The organism is Massilia sp. LXY-6 (assembly GCF_051233485.1).
Taxonomy (GTDB): Bacteria; Pseudomonadota; Gammaproteobacteria; order Burkholderiales; family Burkholderiaceae_D; genus Telluria.
This window is the reverse complement of record NZ_JBKFGF010000005.1, coordinates 1-15858: the sequence shown is the minus strand read 5'-3', so window position 1 is coordinate 15858 and position 15858 is coordinate 1. Positions and strand designations below refer to the sequence as shown.

Annotated in this window: 11 protein-coding genes; 8 read left to right on the top strand and 3 right to left on the bottom strand. The window is 69.2% G+C overall.

From position 1 onward, the window contains the following. Nucleotide 1: 1 nt before the first annotated feature. The 7 genes from ACI48D_RS02615 to ACI48D_RS02585 all read left to right on the top strand — a co-directional run bounded on the left by ACI48D_RS02615 (nucleotide 2) and on the right by ACI48D_RS02585 (nucleotide 11140). A complete protein-coding gene (locus ACI48D_RS02615; protein ID WP_435569652.1) occupies nucleotides 2-4174 on the top strand; it encodes a glycosyltransferase in 4173 nt (1390 codons plus the stop codon). A 23-nt stretch (nucleotides 4175-4197) separates the two neighbouring features. Beyond that, complete coding sequence (locus ACI48D_RS02610; protein ID WP_435569732.1) at nucleotides 4198-5214, top strand: glycosyltransferase family 2 protein; 1017 nt, start codon at nucleotides 4198-4200, stop codon at nucleotides 5212-5214. 4 nt (nucleotides 5215-5218) lie between these two features. Then, a complete protein-coding gene (locus ACI48D_RS02605) occupies nucleotides 5219-5596 on the top strand; it encodes a GtrA family protein (protein ID WP_435569651.1) in 378 nt (125 codons plus the stop codon). Continuing rightward, nucleotides 5593-6483, top strand: coding sequence for a GNAT family N-acetyltransferase (locus ACI48D_RS02600; RefSeq protein ID WP_435569650.1), 891 nt, complete (start codon nucleotides 5593-5595; stop codon nucleotides 6481-6483). Before ACI48D_RS02605 ends, ACI48D_RS02600 begins: the two co-directional genes overlap by 4 nt. After that, entirely contained in the window at nucleotides 6473-7252 is a 780-nt protein-coding gene (locus tag ACI48D_RS02595) for a PIG-L deacetylase family protein (protein WP_435569649.1), read from the top strand. Before ACI48D_RS02600 ends, ACI48D_RS02595 begins: the two co-directional genes overlap by 11 nt. A gap of 11 nt (nucleotides 7253-7263) precedes the next feature. Beyond that, nucleotides 7264-9345, top strand: coding sequence for a DUF7024 domain-containing protein (locus tag ACI48D_RS02590; protein ID WP_435569648.1), 2082 nt, complete (start codon nucleotides 7264-7266; stop codon nucleotides 9343-9345). A gap of 88 nt (nucleotides 9346-9433) precedes the next feature. Then, entirely contained in the window at nucleotides 9434-11140 is a 1707-nt protein-coding gene (locus ACI48D_RS02585; protein WP_435569647.1) for a histidine kinase famiy protein, read from the top strand. Between the two features lie 96 nt (nucleotides 11141-11236). On the opposite strand, the gene ACI48D_RS02580 is transcribed toward ACI48D_RS02585, so the two are convergent. The 3 genes from ACI48D_RS02580 to ACI48D_RS02570 form a co-directional block, all read right to left on the bottom strand. Further along, nucleotides 11237-12685 (bottom strand): DEAD/DEAH box helicase, encoded by a 1449-nt coding sequence (locus ACI48D_RS02580; protein ID WP_435569646.1) that lies wholly within the window; start codon nucleotides 12683-12685, stop codon nucleotides 11237-11239. Between the two features lie 397 nt (nucleotides 12686-13082). Continuing rightward, entirely contained in the window at nucleotides 13083-13817 is a 735-nt protein-coding gene (locus ACI48D_RS02575) for an anti-sigma factor family protein (RefSeq protein ID WP_435569645.1), read from the bottom strand. Further along, nucleotides 13814-14311: an RNA polymerase sigma factor gene (locus ACI48D_RS02570; RefSeq protein ID WP_435569644.1), complete on the bottom strand. Its 498-nt coding sequence runs from the start codon at nucleotides 14309-14311 to the stop codon at nucleotides 13814-13816. Before ACI48D_RS02570 ends, ACI48D_RS02575 begins: the two co-directional genes overlap by 4 nt. A 94-nt stretch (nucleotides 14312-14405) precedes the next feature. On the opposite strand from ACI48D_RS02570, the gene ACI48D_RS02565 reads away from it, so the two are divergent. Next, nucleotides 14406-15704, top strand: a complete 1299-nt coding sequence (locus tag ACI48D_RS02565; RefSeq protein WP_435569643.1) for a S8 family serine peptidase — start codon at nucleotides 14406-14408, stop codon at nucleotides 15702-15704. The last annotated feature ends 154 nt before the right edge of the window (nucleotides 15705-15858 follow it).

The following is a 15858-nucleotide window of genomic DNA, read 5'->3' as shown; positions in this document are numbered from 1 at the left end:
CATGCGCCTGATTATCGACTTTTGCACGCCGCAAGCGGCGCCATCGCCCGACACCGCCGCGCTGCTCGCGCTGGCCAAGACCCTGCTGCGCGAACGCGGCGGCCATGAAGTGCATGTGGCCGTCAGCGGCCGCCACCCGGCCGAGATCGAGGTGCTGCGCCACGCGCTGGGCGGCCTGCCGGCGCCCGGCTGCTTCCACGTGGTCGCCCAGCCGGGTCCCGCCGACGCCTGGCGCCGCCATGCCGCCGCCACGCTGCGCGCCGGCTTCCTGGCCTCGCTGGTGCCCGACGTCATCCTCGGCCTGTGGCAGGCCGACGCGGCGCCGTCCGTGCCGGGGGCGCTGGCGATCGCCGCCGCCGACCTGCCGGACGCCGGCAGCGGCGATGCCGCCCTGCTCTGGCGCACGCTGGAGACGATGCGCTCGCCGGCCGCCGCAGCGCTCCCCGCCACGGACGCAGGCGCCAAGCCGACGCTGGCGCTGGTGTCGCCGCTGCCGCCCGAGCATTCGGGCATTGCCGACTACAGCGCCGAACTGCTGCTCGAGCTGGAACGCCATTACGACGTCGAGCTGGTACTGACTCCGGGTGTGGTACCCGAGGCGTCGCTGCAGCGCTTCGTCCAGCGCGACGTCGATCATTTCATGCGCCATGGCGCGTCCTACGACCGGGTGCTGTACCACTTCGGCAATTCGAACGCGCACCAGCACATGTTCGCCCTGCTGCGCCGCCATCCCGGCACCGTGGTGCTGCACGACTTCTTCCTGAGCGGCGTGCTCGACAACATGGAGCGCGACGGCGAGGTGCCCGAAGCCTTCCTGCAGGCGCTGTACGCATCGCACGGCTACACCGGCCTGCGCGACCATCGCGAGCAGGGCCGCAACGCCACGATCTGGCAGTACCCCTGCAACAAGGAAGTGCTGGACCGGGCCGCCGGCGTCATCGTCCACAGCGATTTTTCATGCCGCCTGGCGGAGCAGTGGTACGGCCCCGGCAGCACCAAGGGCTGGCGCACCATTCCGCTGCTGCGCGGCCAGGTGGCGCCCGGCGCCGATGCCGCCGATGTGGCTGCGGCACGCCGGGCCGCGCGCGAACGCCTGGGCCTGGGCGCCGACGACTACATCGTCAGCAGCTTCGGCATGCTCGGTCCGACCAAGCTCAACCACCGCCTGCTGGATGCCTATCTGGCCTCGCCGCTGGCGGCGGACCCGCGCTGCCGGCTGGTGTTCGTCGGCGCCAACGACGCCGGTCCCTACGGCATCGACCTGCTGCGCAAGATCGCTTCCAGCGAGGCCGCCGCGCGCATCCGCATCACCGGCTTCGTCAGCGCCGCCGACTACCAGGACTGGTTGGCCGCCAGCGACTGCGCGGTGCAGCTGCGCGCGCAAACCCGCGGCGAAACCTCGGCCTCGGTGCTCGACTGCCTGATGCACGGCCTGCCGGCCGTCGTGAATGCCCACGGTGCCGCCGCCGACCTGCCGCCGGATACGCTGTGCATGCTCGACGACCAGTTCGACGACGCCGCGCTGAGCACCGCGCTGGCCGCGCTGCACGCCGACCCGGCCCGCCGCGCCGCGCTGGCGCAAGCGGGCCGCGTCCACGTCGCGCGCCACCATGCGCCGGCCGCGGTCGGCGCACTGTATGTCGACGCGATCGAGGCCTTTGCCCGCCACAGCGCGCCGGCGCTGCGGCGCCGGCTGGTCGCCGCCTTGAGCGCGCCCGGCACCCCGCGTCCTCCCGACGAGACGGCGCTGGTCGAGACCGCCACCATGATGGCCGCGAATACCCTGCCGGGCGCGCCGCGCCAGCTGCTGGTCGACATCTCGGCGCTGGTCCAGGCCGACTACAAGACCGGCATCCAGCGCGTGGTGCGCAGCATCGTGCTGGCGCTGATCAAGGAGGCGCCGCCCGGCTACCGCATCGAGCCGGTGTACAGCGAAGGCGGCAACCGCAGCTACCGCTACGCGCGCCACTTCACCTGCGGCATGCTGGACGTGCCGCCGCTGGCGCTCGAGGATGCGCCGATCGAGACCCGCGCCGGCGACCTGTTCCTGGGCCTGGACCTGGCCACCAACATGACCACCCAGAACCAGCAGCAGCTGCTGGCCATGCGCAGCAAGGGCGTGAAGATCTGGTTCACGGTGTACGACCTGCTGCCGCTGCTGCGCCCCGACTGCTTCCCCTTCGGCGCCCAGAAATACTATGGCGACTTCATCGACACCATCTCGCTGGTGGCCGACGGCATCGTGACGATCTCGCGCGCCGTGGCGGACGAGCTGGCCGACTGGCTGGCGCAGCGCCCGAACCGCCGCCTGGCGCCGCTCAAGCTGGCCCACTTCCACCTGGGCGCCGATATCGACGCCAGCGCGCCGAGCCGCGGCCTGCCCGACAATGCCGCGCACACGCTGCAGGCGCTGCGGGACGCGCCGACGCTGCTGATGGTCGGCACCCTCGAACCGCGCAAGGGCCAGGCCCAGGCGCTGGCCGCCTGCGAGCTGCTATGGGCGAAAGGCGTGGCGCTCAATCTCGTCATCGTCGGCAAGAACGGCTGGCTGGTCGAGGCCCTGGCCGAGCGCCTGCAATCGCATCCCCAGCGTGACAAGCAGCTGTTCTGGTTCAACGGCGTGTCCGACGAGATGCTGCTGCAGCTGTACGAGCACAGCTCGGCGCTGCTGGCGGCTTCCGAAGGCGAAGGCTTCGGCCTGCCGCTGATCGAGGCGGCCCAGAAGGGCCTGCCGATCATCGCGCGCGGCATTCCCGTGTTCCGCGAAGTGGCCGGCGAACACGCCTTCTATTTCGACGGCACCAAGCCCGAGGACCTGGCCGCGGCCATCGAACGATGGCTGGCGCTGCATGCGGCCGGCAAGGCGCCGCCGTCCTCCGGCATGCCGTGGCTGACCTGGCAGCAAAGTGCCGGGCAGCTGATGGACGCCGTGGTCCACGACCGGCACCACGCCAGCGTGGCCGCCGATCAGGTCGCGGCGCAGCTGCTGGTGGATGTCTCGGCGATGGTGCGCGAAGACCTCAAGACCGGCATCCAGCGCGTGGTGCGGGCCCAGCTGCTGGAGCTGCTGCGGCGCCAGGACAGGCACCATCAGGTGCTGCCGGTCTACCTCAGCGACGAGGGCGGCCGCTGGCATTATCGCTACGCGCGCCGTTACCTGCACGACCTGGTCGGCACCGTCGGCGACGGCGTGCAGGACGACGAGGTCCACGCCGCCGAGGGCGACGTGTTCTACAGCCCCGACGTGTTCCCGCGCGCCGTGGCCGAGGCCGCGCGCACCGGCCTGTACGCGCGCTGGCGCGGCGCCGGCGTGCGCATCTGCTTCATGGTGCACGACATCCTGCCGGTGCTGCGCCCGAACTTCTTCCCGCCCGGCGCCGAGCGCGAATTCGGCGACTGGCTGCGCACGATCGGCAAGGAAGCCGACTGCCTGGTCTGCATCAGCGCCGCCGTGGCCGACGAAACCCGTGCCTGGCTGAGCGCCGGCACCAAGCCCGGCGCGCTGCCGCAATTCGCCGTGCTGCATCATGGCGCCGACATCGACGCCTCGCAGCCGAGCACCGGCTTGCCGCCGGACGCCGAGGCCGTGCTGGCCGGGATCGCCGCCGCGCCGAGCTTCGCGATGGTCGGCACCATCGAGCCGCGCAAGGGCCACGCGCAGGCGCTGGATGCCTTCGAACGGCTGTGGGCGCAAGGCAGCGACGTGCGCCTGGCGATCGTCGGCGCCGAAGGCTGGAAGGGCCTGCCGGACAGCCAGCGCCGCACCATCCCGGCGCTGATGGCGCGCCTGCGCAAGCACCCGGAGCTGGGCCGTCGCCTGTTCGTGCTGCACGGCGCCAGCGACGAATTCCTGGACCGCATCTACGCGGCCGCTAGCGCCCTGCTGGTCGCCAGCGAAGGCGAAGGCTTCGGCCTGCCGCTGATCGAGGCCGCGCGCCACGGCGTGCCGCTGCTGGTGCGCGACCTGCCGGTGTTCCGCGAGGTCGCCGGCGAGCATGCCCGCTACTTCAGCGGCGACGGCGGCGCCGACCTGGCGGTGGCCATCCAGGACTGGCTGCGCCTGCACGCCGCCGGCCAGGCGCCGGCCTCCGCGGGCATTGCCTCCCGCACCTGGTCCGACAATGCCGCCGAGCTGATGGCGATCCTGTTCCCGTCCATATCCGAGCCACGATGAACGCATCCGCAGCCCCGACCATCATGCATAGCCCCGACACCCCGGCCGCCGGCACCGCGGCGCCCGCCGCCGCGCCGGTCGCGGTCGTGATCCCGAGCTACAAGGTCACACGCCATATCCTGGGCGTGATCGCCGGCATCGGTCCGGAGGTCGCGCGCATCTATGTCGTCGACGACAAATGCCCGGACGGCTCGGGCGCCTTCGTGCGCGCCAACTGCCGGGATCCGCGCGTGGTCGTCATCGAGCATGCGCAGAACCAGGGCGTGGGCGGGGCCGTGATGAGCGGCTACCGGGCCGCGATCGCCGACGGCGCCACCGTCATCGTCAAGGTCGACGGCGACGGCCAGATGGATGCCGGCCTGATCCCGAATTTCATCGCGCCGATCCTGGCCGGCGAGGCCGACTACACCAAGGGCAACCGCTTCTTCGATTTGGAGCGGATCGGCTCGATGCCGCCGATGCGCCTGTTCGGCAACGCGATGCTGTCCTTCCTGACCAAGCTGTCGTCCGGCTACTGGGACCTGTTCGACCCGACCAACGGCTACACCGCCATCCACGCCGACGCCGCACGCTACCTGCCGTTCGACAAGATCAGCCGCCGCTATTTTTTCGAGACCGACATGCTGTTCCGCCTGAACACGCTGGGCGCGGTGGTGGCGGACGTGCCGATGGACGCGGTGTACGGCGACGAGGTCAGCAACCTGAAGATCTCGCGCATCATCAGCGAGTTCGCGGCCAAGCACGTGCGCAATTTCTTCAAGCGCCTGTTCTACAACTACTACCTGCGCAATATGTCGCTGGCCTCGATCGAGCTGCCGCTGGGCGTCGCCATGCTGCTGTTCGGCGCGGTCTTCGGCATCATCCACTGGATCAATGCCGAGCGCCACGGCCTGGCCACGCCGGCCGGTACCGTGATGGTGGCCGCCCTGCCCGTCATCATGGGCGTGCAGCTGATCCTGGCCTTCCTGGCCTACGATATCGCCTCGGTGCCGCGCCGCCCGCTGCACAAGAAGATCCTGTTCCGCAAGCCGCATGCCTAAAGTCATGAATCATTCGCGCCAATTCGGTACCTTCGTCGCCGGCGGCCTGCTGTGCGCCCTGGTCGACATCGGCATCATGCAATTGCTTCTGCGCTCCGGCGTACACTTCACCGCCGCCGCGACCGCCGGCTTCCTGGCCGGCCTGCTGGTCAACTACGCCTTCCACAGCCGCGTGACCTTCCAGGCCGGGGCCAGCGCCTCCAGCTTTACGCGCTACCTGTGCGTGGTCGGCCTGAACTACCTGCTGACCATGGGCTGCGTGGCACTGGCGGTGGCGCTGGCCGGCATGCCGCTGGCCGGCAAGATCGTGTCGCTGCCGCTGGTGTCGGTGAGCGGTTATTTACTGAGCAAGTTCTGGATCTTCAGGAAAGGCAGTCCATGAGCACGAACGCGCTGAGCTTTGCCCCCATCCGGACCGACGCCGCGGCCCTGGCGCGCTACGGCGAGCTGTTCAAGGCCTGTTTCCCGATGACCGACAAGTTCACGCCGCGCTACCTGGCATGGCTGTACGTCGACAATCCGGACGGCCAGGCGGTCGGCTACGACGCCTGGGACGGCGACAAGCTGGCGGCCCACTACGTCTGCATCCCGGCGCGCGCCTGGATCGAGGGTCTTGAGGTGCCGGTGCTGCTGTCGCTGAACACCGCCACCCACCCGGACTATCAGGGCAAGGGCCTGTTCACCAAGTTGGCGGCGATGAGCTTCGAGGCCGGCGCCGCCCAGGGTTTCGACGGCGTCTATGGTGTCGCCAACGCGAACAGCACCCCCGGCTTCGTGCGCAAGCTGGGCTTCCAGCTGGTGCGCCCGCTGGAAGCGCGGGTCGGCGTCGGCGGCCTGCGCCATGCTCCGAAGGCGCCCCCGGCCAGCCTGTCGTTCGAACGCAGCTGGAGTCCCGCCGCCCTGCGCTGGCGCTGCGCGAATCCGCACAACCCGGTGTTCATGAAGAAGGGCGGCGGCAAGTTGCGCTTCCACGCCGCCGCAAGCGGCCACAAGCTGCCGGCCTACGCCGAGCTGGAGGCGGACGGCATCGCGCTGCCGGAATTCGAGCAGATGCGCGGGCAGGCGCAGGCGGCGCCGATGCTGTCGCCACTGCGGCTGTTCATCGGCCTGGCGCCGGACGCCGGCAGCAGCTACTGGAACTACGCCAGCATCCCGATGTCGCTGCGGCCGTCGCCGCTGAACCTGATCTACCGCTCGTTCGCGCCGCGCGTGGGCGGCCTGGATCCGGCCCGGATCGCCTTCTCCTTCCTCGACTTCGATGCCTACTGAGCGCGCGCGTCCGGCCGCCCTGTTCCTGTTCGCCCACCAGGACGACGAATTCGGGGTCTTCCAGCGCATCGCCGACTGCCGCGCCCAGGGCCTGCGGGTGGCCTGCGCCTACTTCACCGACGGCGCCACGCCGAAGGCCACGGCCGCGCAGCGCAACCTGGAATCGCTGGCGGTGCTGGCGCGCCTGGGCGTCGAACCCGAGGACGTCCATTTTGCCGGCGCGCAGCTCGGAATCGGCGATGCCCGGCTGCCGCAGCAGCTTGCGCGTGCCGCACGCTGGCTGGAATCCTGGCTGGACAGGTTCGCGCAGGTCGACTCGCTGCACGTCACCGCCTGGGAAGGCGGGCACCACGACCACGATGCCCTGCACGCGCTGGCGGTGACGGTGGCGGCGCGCCGCGGCCTGCTGGCGCGCACCTGGCAGTATTCGCTGTACCAGGCCGCCGGCCTGCCCGGTCCGCTGTTCCGCGTGCTGGCGCCGCTGCCGCAAAACGGCCCGGCCCGGACCACGTCAATACCTTGGCGCGCGCGCCGAACCTACCTGGGCCATTGCCTGTCCTATCGTTCGCAGCGCGGCACCTGGATCGGCCTATTTCCTTTCGTGCTGCTGCATTACCTGCTGCGCGGCACCCAGGCCCTGCAGCCGGTCGATCCGGCGCGCCTGGACCAGCGCCCGCATCCAGGTCCGCTGTATTACGAAAAACGCCGGTTCTTTACCTGGGACCGCATGACCGGCGCACTGAACGCCTGGCGTGCCGGCCAATCCTGAAGAGAACAAGAATGAAGAGAGAAAACATCGCCGTGACGAGCTCCCCGGGCCTGCGCCGGCACCTGTTCCCGCTGGCTTCCTTCCTGATACTGGCCGCCATCTACGGCTGGCTGGTCGCGCGCAGCCATGGCCTCAACCCGACCGTGTTCGCCGACGAGTGGTACTACAGCAAGATGGCGCGCCTGCAGCCGCTGGCCGAGGCCATCGTGCCGTCCTACCTCTACCTGTGGCTGTTCGGCGCCGCCAATGCCTGCGGCGACGGCTTCCTGGAGTGCGCCCGCGCCGCGAATGCGCTGGCCATCGTCGGCGCCGCCCCGTTCGTGTACCTGACCGCGCGCAGCGTTACCGGCCGCAACACCGCCGCCGCGATCGCGCTGCTGGCCACGCTGGCGCCGCTGAACCTGTTCAGTGCCTACTTCATGCCGGAGGCAAGCTACTACTTCGGCTTCTGCGTGCTGAGCTGGGTCGCCCTGACCCGCCGCCACTGGCACTGGGCGCTGCATGCGCTGGCCTGCGGCGTCCTGCTCGGCCTGATGAGTCTGGTGAAAGTGCATGCGGTATTCCTGGTGCCGTCGCTGCTGCTGTTCCTCGCCTATTCGCGCTGGATGGCCGGCAAAGGCTGGCTCGGCAGCGCCGCGCTGTCGATGGCGATCGGCGCCGCCGGCATGTTCGCGGTGAAATTCGGCATCGGCTACCTGCTGGCCGGCAACGCCGGGCTGAGCCTGTTCGGGCCTTTCTATGCCGGCGGCGCCGATGCCGCCAGCGCCGGCGACAAGCTGCGCCTGCTGAAGCCGGCCTTCGTGATCGGCCGTGCCCACCTGATGCTGCTGGCACTGGCCTTCGGCGTCCCGCTGGCGCTGCTGCTGCAGGGCGTACTGCGCCCCAGCAAGCGGTCCGAGTCCGGCCAGGCCGATCTGGTCGGCATCTATACCCTGCTGATGCTGGGTGCGGCGGCCGGCATGACCATCCTCTACACCGCCACCCTGGCCTACCCCGGCACCAACGAAGGCCTGCGCATGCACGTGCGCTACTATGACTTCGTGTTCCCGATGCTGTGGGTGGTTGCCGCGGCGGCCATGGAACGCCGCCGCGAGGCGCCGGCGGCGCTGCGCTGGACGCTCGCGCTGCTGCTGAGCGCCGTGCTGGCGATCGCCATCGTCAAGCTGCCGACCTACACCATCAATGCGGTCGACGGGCCGGAAACCCATGCCTTGCGCCTGACCCACCCCGGCGGCCTGGTCGTGCTCGCGCTGCAGGTCCTTGCGCTGCTGCTGTGGGCGGCCGGCCGGGCCTGGGCACTGCGCCTGTTCCTGTTCGTCCTCACGCCGCTGTTCATCGCCAGCGGCATCGTCGGCAACCACCGCGAACTGAGCCGCTTCGTGGACGACCAGGACGCCGACCTGGCGGGCAAATTCGCGCACCGTACCGTGCCGCCTGCCGAACGCGGCAGGATCACGGTGGCCGGCAGCGGGCTGGGCCAGATCATGCGCGCCCAGTTCCACATCGACGACAAGGACACGGCCATGCTGGAACTGCCGGACAATGCCCCGCTCGAAGCTTACCAGTTACCGGTGCGGAACAAGTGGCTGCTCGTGTTCGGCAAGCACGCCCTGCCGGCAGGCGTTCAGCCGGTCGCGGCCAACCACCACTTCGCCCTGGTGCACCTGAACGCCGAACGCCGCGTCATCGGCAGCGCGCGTCTGAACCAGCCGTTCGGCCCGAACGGCCTGCTGGCCGGCGGCGAAGGCATGTCCCACATCGAAAGCTTCGGCCGCTGGTCGGATGCGAAGCATGTCGTCCTGCACTTCAACGCACCGCTGCCGCAGCATGTCTACGTCGTCCTCAACGCCTGGGCCTACGGCGACAACGCCGAACTCCCCTTCACCCTGCGCATCGGCGACAGCAGCGCCCAGTTCCGCCTGAGCGGCTCGCCGCAGGAAATCGGCCTGCGCCTGGACACCGACGGCAAGCAGCGCAGCCTGACGATCGAGGTGCCGCATCCGGTGTCGCCGCAGGAAAATGGCGATCCGCGCGATCCGCGCAAGCTGGGCATTGCGCTGACGGAAATCGAGATCTCGGCGCCGGCCGACTGATCCTCCGAATCGGTGCGTCCGCGAACAGTGGGCGCCCGTCTTTACGCACTAGAATGGCCGGCGACATGTCGACGAAGAGGATGCGTAAATGGCGACCGGGAGCACCAAGGAACAACAACAGGAGAAGCCGCTCGACCGGCAGGGCGGCGGCCAGAGCGCCGGCGTGCCGGCCTCGGGCGAGGTCGAAGGCAATGCCTACTCCCCGCTCGGCAATCCCGGCGTCCAGCACTGGCAGGCCAGCGTCATCACCCAGGATGGCCTGCAGGACCGCGGCAACATCTTCTTCGCGGCCGTCGAGATGACGCGCATGCCGATGGTCGTCACCGATCCGCGCCAGCCCGACAATCCGATCGTGTTCGCCAACGGCGCCTTCTTCGACCTCACCGGCTACCAGCAGGAAGAGGTCATCGGCCGTAACTGCCGCTTCCTGCAGGGTCCGCAAACCGACCGCGCCACGGTGGACGAGGTGCGCCGTGCGATCGCGGAAGAACGCGCGGTCGCGGTCGACATCCTGAACTACAAGAAGGATGGCAAGCCATTCTGGAACGCCCTGTTCCTCGGCCCCATCTTCGACCAGGACGGCACGCTGCTGTACTTCTTCGCCTCCCAAATGGACGTCACCGAGCGCCGCATCACGCAGGATACCTATTTACAGGCGCAGAAGATGGAGGCGATCGGCCAGCTGACGGCCGGCATGGCGCACGATTTCAACAACCTGCTGCAGGTCATCAACGGCAACCTCGAAGTCGCCCTGGTCAACCTGGACCGGCCGGACGTGGCGCGCCAGCAGCTCGAGCGCGCCCGGCGCGCCGCCATGCGCGCCGGCGGGCTCACCCAGCAGCTGCTGACCTTCGCGCGCAAGCAGCGCCTGGACCCCAAGCCGATCAACGTCAACAGCCTGGTGGTGGAATTTTCCGACATGCTGGTGCGCACCCTGGGCGGCAAGATCGAGCTGCGCCTCGACCTGCGGCCCGGCCTGCCGGCCTGCATGCTGGACCCGACCCACCTCGAAATGGCCCTGCTCAACGTCCTGATCAATGCGCGCGACGCCATGCCGGACGGCGGCGAGGTGACGGTCGCCACCTCGATCGTGCGCGGCGAGGACCGCCTGAAGGTGCACGGCCTGCCGCACGGTACCTATATCTCGCTGTGCGTGATCGACCAGGGCCAGGGAATGACGCCCGACGTGCTGCGCCGCGCGACCGAACCCTTCTTCACCACCAAGGGCCCCGGCACCGGGCTGGGCCTGGCGATGGTGTACGGCTTCGTGCAGCAATCGCATGGGCGGCTCGAGATCGACAGTAAGCCCGGCGAAGGCACCAAGGTCACCATGATCTTCCCGATCGCCGACAACGCCGCCGGCCACGGCGATGCCGCGGCGGGCGCGGGCGCATCGTCATCGGCGGAGCAGGCCCGGGCCGATGCCGGCAAGCCATGCGTGCTGGTGGTCGAGGACAACGATGACGTGCGCGAACTGGCGGAGCAGGTGCTGGAGATGGAAGGCTATGCGGTGCAATCGGCGGCCAACGGCGAACAGGCGATGAACCTGCTACGCCAGGGCATCAGGGCCGATCTGCTGTTCACGGACGTGATCATGCCGGGCGGGATGAACGGCCTGGACCTGGCCAAACAGGCGCGCGCCCTGCGCCCCACCCTGCCGGTGTTGGTCACGACCGGCTACATGGACGAACTGCCGCAAGGGGGACGCAGCGGCGGGCTGGACATCCTGGCGAAGCCGTACCGGCAGGATGATTTGCTGGAGCGGGTGAAAAAGGCACTGGAAGGGCAGCGCTAGGCTGTTGGCGGGAAGCCGCTGGCGCTATTCCTCCATGCTGAGTGTCTTCGTTCGGCCCGGCATGGGTTCCCGCCTGCGCAGGAACGAGGTATCTGCTTACTGCTTTGGAAGACCACCCAACAAGGCCGCCAGCTTCTGCTTCGGCTTGGCGGACCCCACCGGCACGGCTTCGGCCGGATCCTTGCGCGGCGCGGCCGCCGGCTCGTAGGGCTTGAGGAACCACGGATCGACCTTTTCGCGGCGCGGCGCGCCCGGGCCGCGTGGGCCGCGTTCGCTGCGCTCGGGACGCTCGAAGCTGCGGCCTTCCGGCTCGCGGCGTGCGCCGCCGCGACGGTCGCTGCTGGGGCGCTCGCCGGTGCGTCCCGGCGCAAAGCCGGTCAGTTCGCCGCGCGTGATGGTCTGTTTGATCAGCTTCTCGATGTCGACCAGCAGGCGCTCGTCCTTGTCGGAATACACCGACAGCGCATCGCCGGTCGCGCCGGCGCGGCCGGTGCGGCCGATGCGGTGCACGTAGTCCTCGGCGTTGTACGGCAGGTCGTAGTTGATCACGCACGGCAGGTCGGTGATGTCGAGACCGCGCGCGGCGACGTCGGTCGCCACCAGCACGTCGATGTCGCCGTTCTTGAAGGCGTCCAGTGCGGCGATACGCTCCTGCTGGGTCTTGTCGCCGTGGATGGCCGAGGCCTTGACGCCGGCCTGTTCCAGGTAGCGCGCCAGGCGCGAGGCGCCGATCTTGGTGTTCGAGAACACCAGCACCTGCTTCAGGTCGCGCGAGCGGAGCAGGTGCAGCACGACCTCGCGCTTCTGCTCTTCGTCGACCTTGTACAGCACCTGGGTGATCGCGTTGTTGGTCGCATTGCTGCGTGCCACTTCGATGGTCAGCGGGTCGGTCAGGAAGCTGGCGGCCAGCTTCTTGATCTCCGGCGAGAAGGTGGCCGAGAACATCAGGTTCTGGCGCTTCTTCGGCAGCAGGTTGATGATGCGCTGCAGATCGGGCAGGAAGCCCATGTCGAGCATGCGGTCGGCTTCGTCCATCACCAGCATCTGCACCTGGCCGAGGCTGATGTTCTTCTGCTCCACGTGGTCGAGCAGGCGGCCGGGGGTCGCGATCACGATCTCGACGCCGCGGCGCAGGATCTCGGTCTGCGGCTTCATGTCCATGCCGCCGAACACGACGGTGGAACGCAGCGGGGTGTGCTGGGCATAGGCCTTGACGTTCTCGGCGACCTGGATCGCCAGTTCGCGGGTCGGGGTCAGGACCAGCGCGCGCACGGCGTGACGGGCCGGCGACATGCTGGTGTTCGCATGCGGCAGCAGGTTCTGGATGATCGGCAGCGAGAAGCTCGCGGTCTTGCCGGTGCCGGTCTGGGCCGCGCCCATGACGTCGCGGCCCTGCAGCACCACGGGAATGGCCTGGGCCTGGATGGGGGTCGGGTGGACATAGCCCTGGTCCGACAGCGCGCGCTGGATCTCAGGCGCCAGACCGAAATCGGCGAAGCGCACGGTCGGCGCGCCGCCAGTATCATTAGTGGTCGATTCAGACATTTCTTCTTTCGGGCGTTACGAACCCGCCCATCACTGGTTCCGAGAGGGTTCTTGTAAATTGCGCTCTACGCGGGCAGGACTGCCCTGGCATGACCAACGCGGGAAACTCCGGGGTATCGGGATGCGCCTTCGCGGCTGCAGTGGCGGCATGGCTGCCTGGCAGGCCGACAAGGCACTGCACGGACGTAGAGATACTAAACCGCGCTCAATTTACCTCAAATCCAACCCACTGTATATGGAATCATGCGTTTTCCTCGTCCGATTGCCCAGGTTTTACGCACTTTTCGCTTTACATTCCGCTTTGCATTCCGCTTTACATTCCTTTCCCCGGCTCAGGTTTTCCGCTCTCCAGCAATCCCATGCACCCGATAGCCGATGCATTGTCGAAGCCTGAACCTCAGCGGCGCTGCCAATCCCCGGCACGCGCCGCACGCTCGGCCGCGGCATCCAGCGAGGTGCCGGCGATGCGCTCGTCGATCGCGTCGAGCACCGCGGCCGGGATGCCGCTGGCGGCCTGGCGATAGCCGGCATGTTCCGTCTGTTCTTCCTGCGCCAGCACCGGAATCCGCCATTCCCCCGCTGCCCGGCATGCCAGGCCTGCAGTCGCACCCAGCTTGAAGCTGCGGCAATACTGCCCGTCTTTCGCCGCGAAGCTGACGCCCAGCCGCACGGAACCCGCCGGCGCGTCCGTCGCCAGCTGGTGCGACAGCGCGTCCGCCAGCTCGCCGCGGGCGACCAGGGCATCGCCCTGCCGCCCGAACGGCGCGCCGCCGCCCTGCACCTGCTGCCAGCCCAGCGCGCCGGCCAGCACGCCGGCCGCGAGCGATGCCGCCATCCCGCCCCACTGGCGCCACGACCAGCGCGCCGGCAAGGGCCGGGCTCCCGCCGACGCCAGCGCATCCACGCGCACGCGGCCAGGCGAGTCCGCCGCCCGCGGCTGCAGGCGTTCCGGCACCGGCTCGTCGAGCACGCCGGCAAACGCGGCGAAGACGTCGGCGCGCAAGGCGCGGTGGCGCTCCACCGCGGCGGCAAGCTGCGGATCGTCGCGCATGGCGCGCTCGACCTGGGCGCGCAGGTCCGGCGCCAGTTCGCCGTCGGCATACGCCATCAGGGTTTCGTCATCAAAGCTCATTTCGTGTTCCTTGCTCGGTCGGACAACAGTTCCTGCAGGGCTTCCCGGGCGCGGGCCAGCCGGCTGGTCAAGGTCCCGATCGGTATCTCCAGCACCTCGGCCGCTTCCTTGTATGGCAGGCCGTCGACCAGCACCAGGCCGATGACCAGGCGGTGATCCTCGGACAGCAGGCTCATCGCTTTTTCGATCGCCATGCGCTGCTGGTGCGCCGCCGCGAAGTCGTCGCCCACGTGCTCGCCCTCTTCTTCCGGCGCGAACAGCTGGTCGCGCCGGGCGCGCGAACGCACTTCGTCGATCCAGGCATTCTTCACGATGCGGAACATCCAGCTGTCCAGGCGCGTGCCCAGCTGCCATTGCTCGGCGCGGGTCAGCGCGCGCTCGACGGCAATCTGCACCAGATCGTCGGCGTCCTCGCGGTGGAAGGTGATGGAACGTGCGAAACGGCGCAGGCGCGGCAGCAGGGCGGCGATGTCGTTTTCCAGGTCGGCGCTCATGGTCTTGATGGTAGAACGGACGGGAGGGGGATTTTCTTCCCTGTGCCCTTCGTTTTATTGTTTATGTCTAACAGATGCATATTATCATCCACCCATGAAACATCTTTACATCCCGCTGCTCGCCCTGGCCTTTTGCGGCGGCGCCTCGGCGCAGCTGCGCCTGCCGTCGCTGGGGCTGTCTCCATCCCTCGGCCCGCTCGACAACTTGCGCCGTCCGGCGCAGCAACTGGCCGACCGCATCGACCTGCCGGACCTGCGCGCCCTGCGCCTCGACACGGTCGGCAGGCTGCTGCGCGAGCACCCCGACGTGCTCGAAGCCGATCCGCGCGGCGAACCGATCGTGCGGGCAGAGATCCTGGCCTGGTCGCCCTCCGCCGCCGGCCTCGATGCCGCGCGCGCGGCCGGCCTGCGCGTGCTGCGCGAGGAGCGCTTCGAGGAACTCGGCCAGAACCTGGTGGTGCTGGGGGTACCGGCCGGTGGCCTTACCGCCGCCTTGCTGGAACGCCTGCGCGCACTCGACCCCGAGGGCCATTACGACTTCAACCATGTGTATACGGGCAGCGGCGGTGTAGCGCCGGCGCAGGCGTCCGGGCAAGGCGCGCCCGCCTCCGCAACCGGGTCCGCAGCCGGCGCCGGCGTCGCGAATGCCAGGGTCGGCCTGGTCGACAGCGGCGTCGATGGCGGCCACCCGGCGCTGCGCGGCGCTACCATCCGGTCCTGGGGCTGCGACGCTCCGCATCCGGACGCGCATGGCACCGCCGTCGCCGCCTTGATGGTCGGACGCGATGGACGTTTCCATGGCGCCCTGCCCGGCGCCCAACTGTATGCCGCCGACATCTATTGCGCGAACCCCGCGGGCGGCTCGGCCGCGCAGATCGCGGCGGCGCTCGGCTGGCTGGCGCGCGAACAGGTGGCCGTGATCAACCTCAGCCTGGTCGGACCGCCCAACCAGGCGCTCGAGCGCATCGTCGCGGCCATGCTTGCGCGCGGCCACCTGCTGGTCGCCGCGGTCGGCAACGACGGACCGGCCGCGCCGCCGCTGTATCCAGCCAGCTATCCGGGCGTGGTCGGCGTCACGGCGGTCGACCGCCGCAACCAGCCGCTGCCGGAAGCCGCGCGGGGACCGCAGGTGCAATTTGCGGCGCCAGGCAACAATATGGTCAGCGCCAGCCCCGGCGAGCCGTCCTACCGCGCGGTACGCGGCACCTCGTTCGCCGCGCCCCTCGTCGCCGGCCTGCTCGCGCCCGCGCTGACGCGCCCCGACCGCGTGCGGGCGCGCGAAGCCCTTGCCGCGCTGGCGCGCCAGGCCGGGGACGGCACGACCGTCAGCAATACCCTCGGCTACGGCATCGTCGGTGCCGACCTGCGCATCGACCCGGCGCGCCTGCGCTAGGAGCGTCTAACAAATCCCACATGGCGGCGTTGCATCCGGCTCGCCGTACTAGACATCATGTATTGACCTGCCGAACCTCAAACAACGCGGATTAAGCTTGAGGTTCCGGAGAACCCCCAGGCTCAGAGCCGAAATTGAGGAGGCAGGTCATGAA

Excerpts from the sequence above, each read along its gene's own strand:
- ACI48D_RS02615 (WP_435569652.1), top strand. The coding sequence starts at position 2 with ATGCGCCTGATTATCGACTTTTGCACGCCGCAAGCGGCGCCATCGCCC.
- ACI48D_RS02610 (WP_435569732.1), top strand. The coding sequence starts at position 4,198 with ATGCATAGCCCCGACACCCCGGCCGCCGGCACCGCGGCGCCCGCCGCC.
- ACI48D_RS02605 (WP_435569651.1), top strand. The coding sequence starts at position 5,219 with ATGAATCATTCGCGCCAATTCGGTACCTTCGTCGCCGGCGGCCTGCTG.
- ACI48D_RS02600 (WP_435569650.1), top strand. The coding sequence starts at position 5,593 with ATGAGCACGAACGCGCTGAGCTTTGCCCCCATCCGGACCGACGCCGCG.
- ACI48D_RS02595 (WP_435569649.1), top strand. The coding sequence starts at position 6,473 with ATGCCTACTGAGCGCGCGCGTCCGGCCGCCCTGTTCCTGTTCGCCCAC.
- ACI48D_RS02590 (WP_435569648.1), top strand. The coding sequence starts at position 7,264 with ATGAAGAGAGAAAACATCGCCGTGACGAGCTCCCCGGGCCTGCGCCGG.
- ACI48D_RS02585 (WP_435569647.1), top strand. The coding sequence starts at position 9,434 with ATGGCGACCGGGAGCACCAAGGAACAACAACAGGAGAAGCCGCTCGAC.
- ACI48D_RS02580 (WP_435569646.1), bottom strand. The coding sequence starts at position 12,685 with ATGTCTGAATCGACCACTAATGATACTGGCGGCGCGCCGACCGTGCGC.
- ACI48D_RS02575 (WP_435569645.1), bottom strand. The coding sequence starts at position 13,817 with ATGAGCTTTGATGACGAAACCCTGATGGCGTATGCCGACGGCGAACTG.
- ACI48D_RS02570 (WP_435569644.1), bottom strand. The coding sequence starts at position 14,311 with ATGAGCGCCGACCTGGAAAACGACATCGCCGCCCTGCTGCCGCGCCTG.
- ACI48D_RS02565 (WP_435569643.1), top strand. The coding sequence starts at position 14,406 with ATGAAACATCTTTACATCCCGCTGCTCGCCCTGGCCTTTTGCGGCGGC.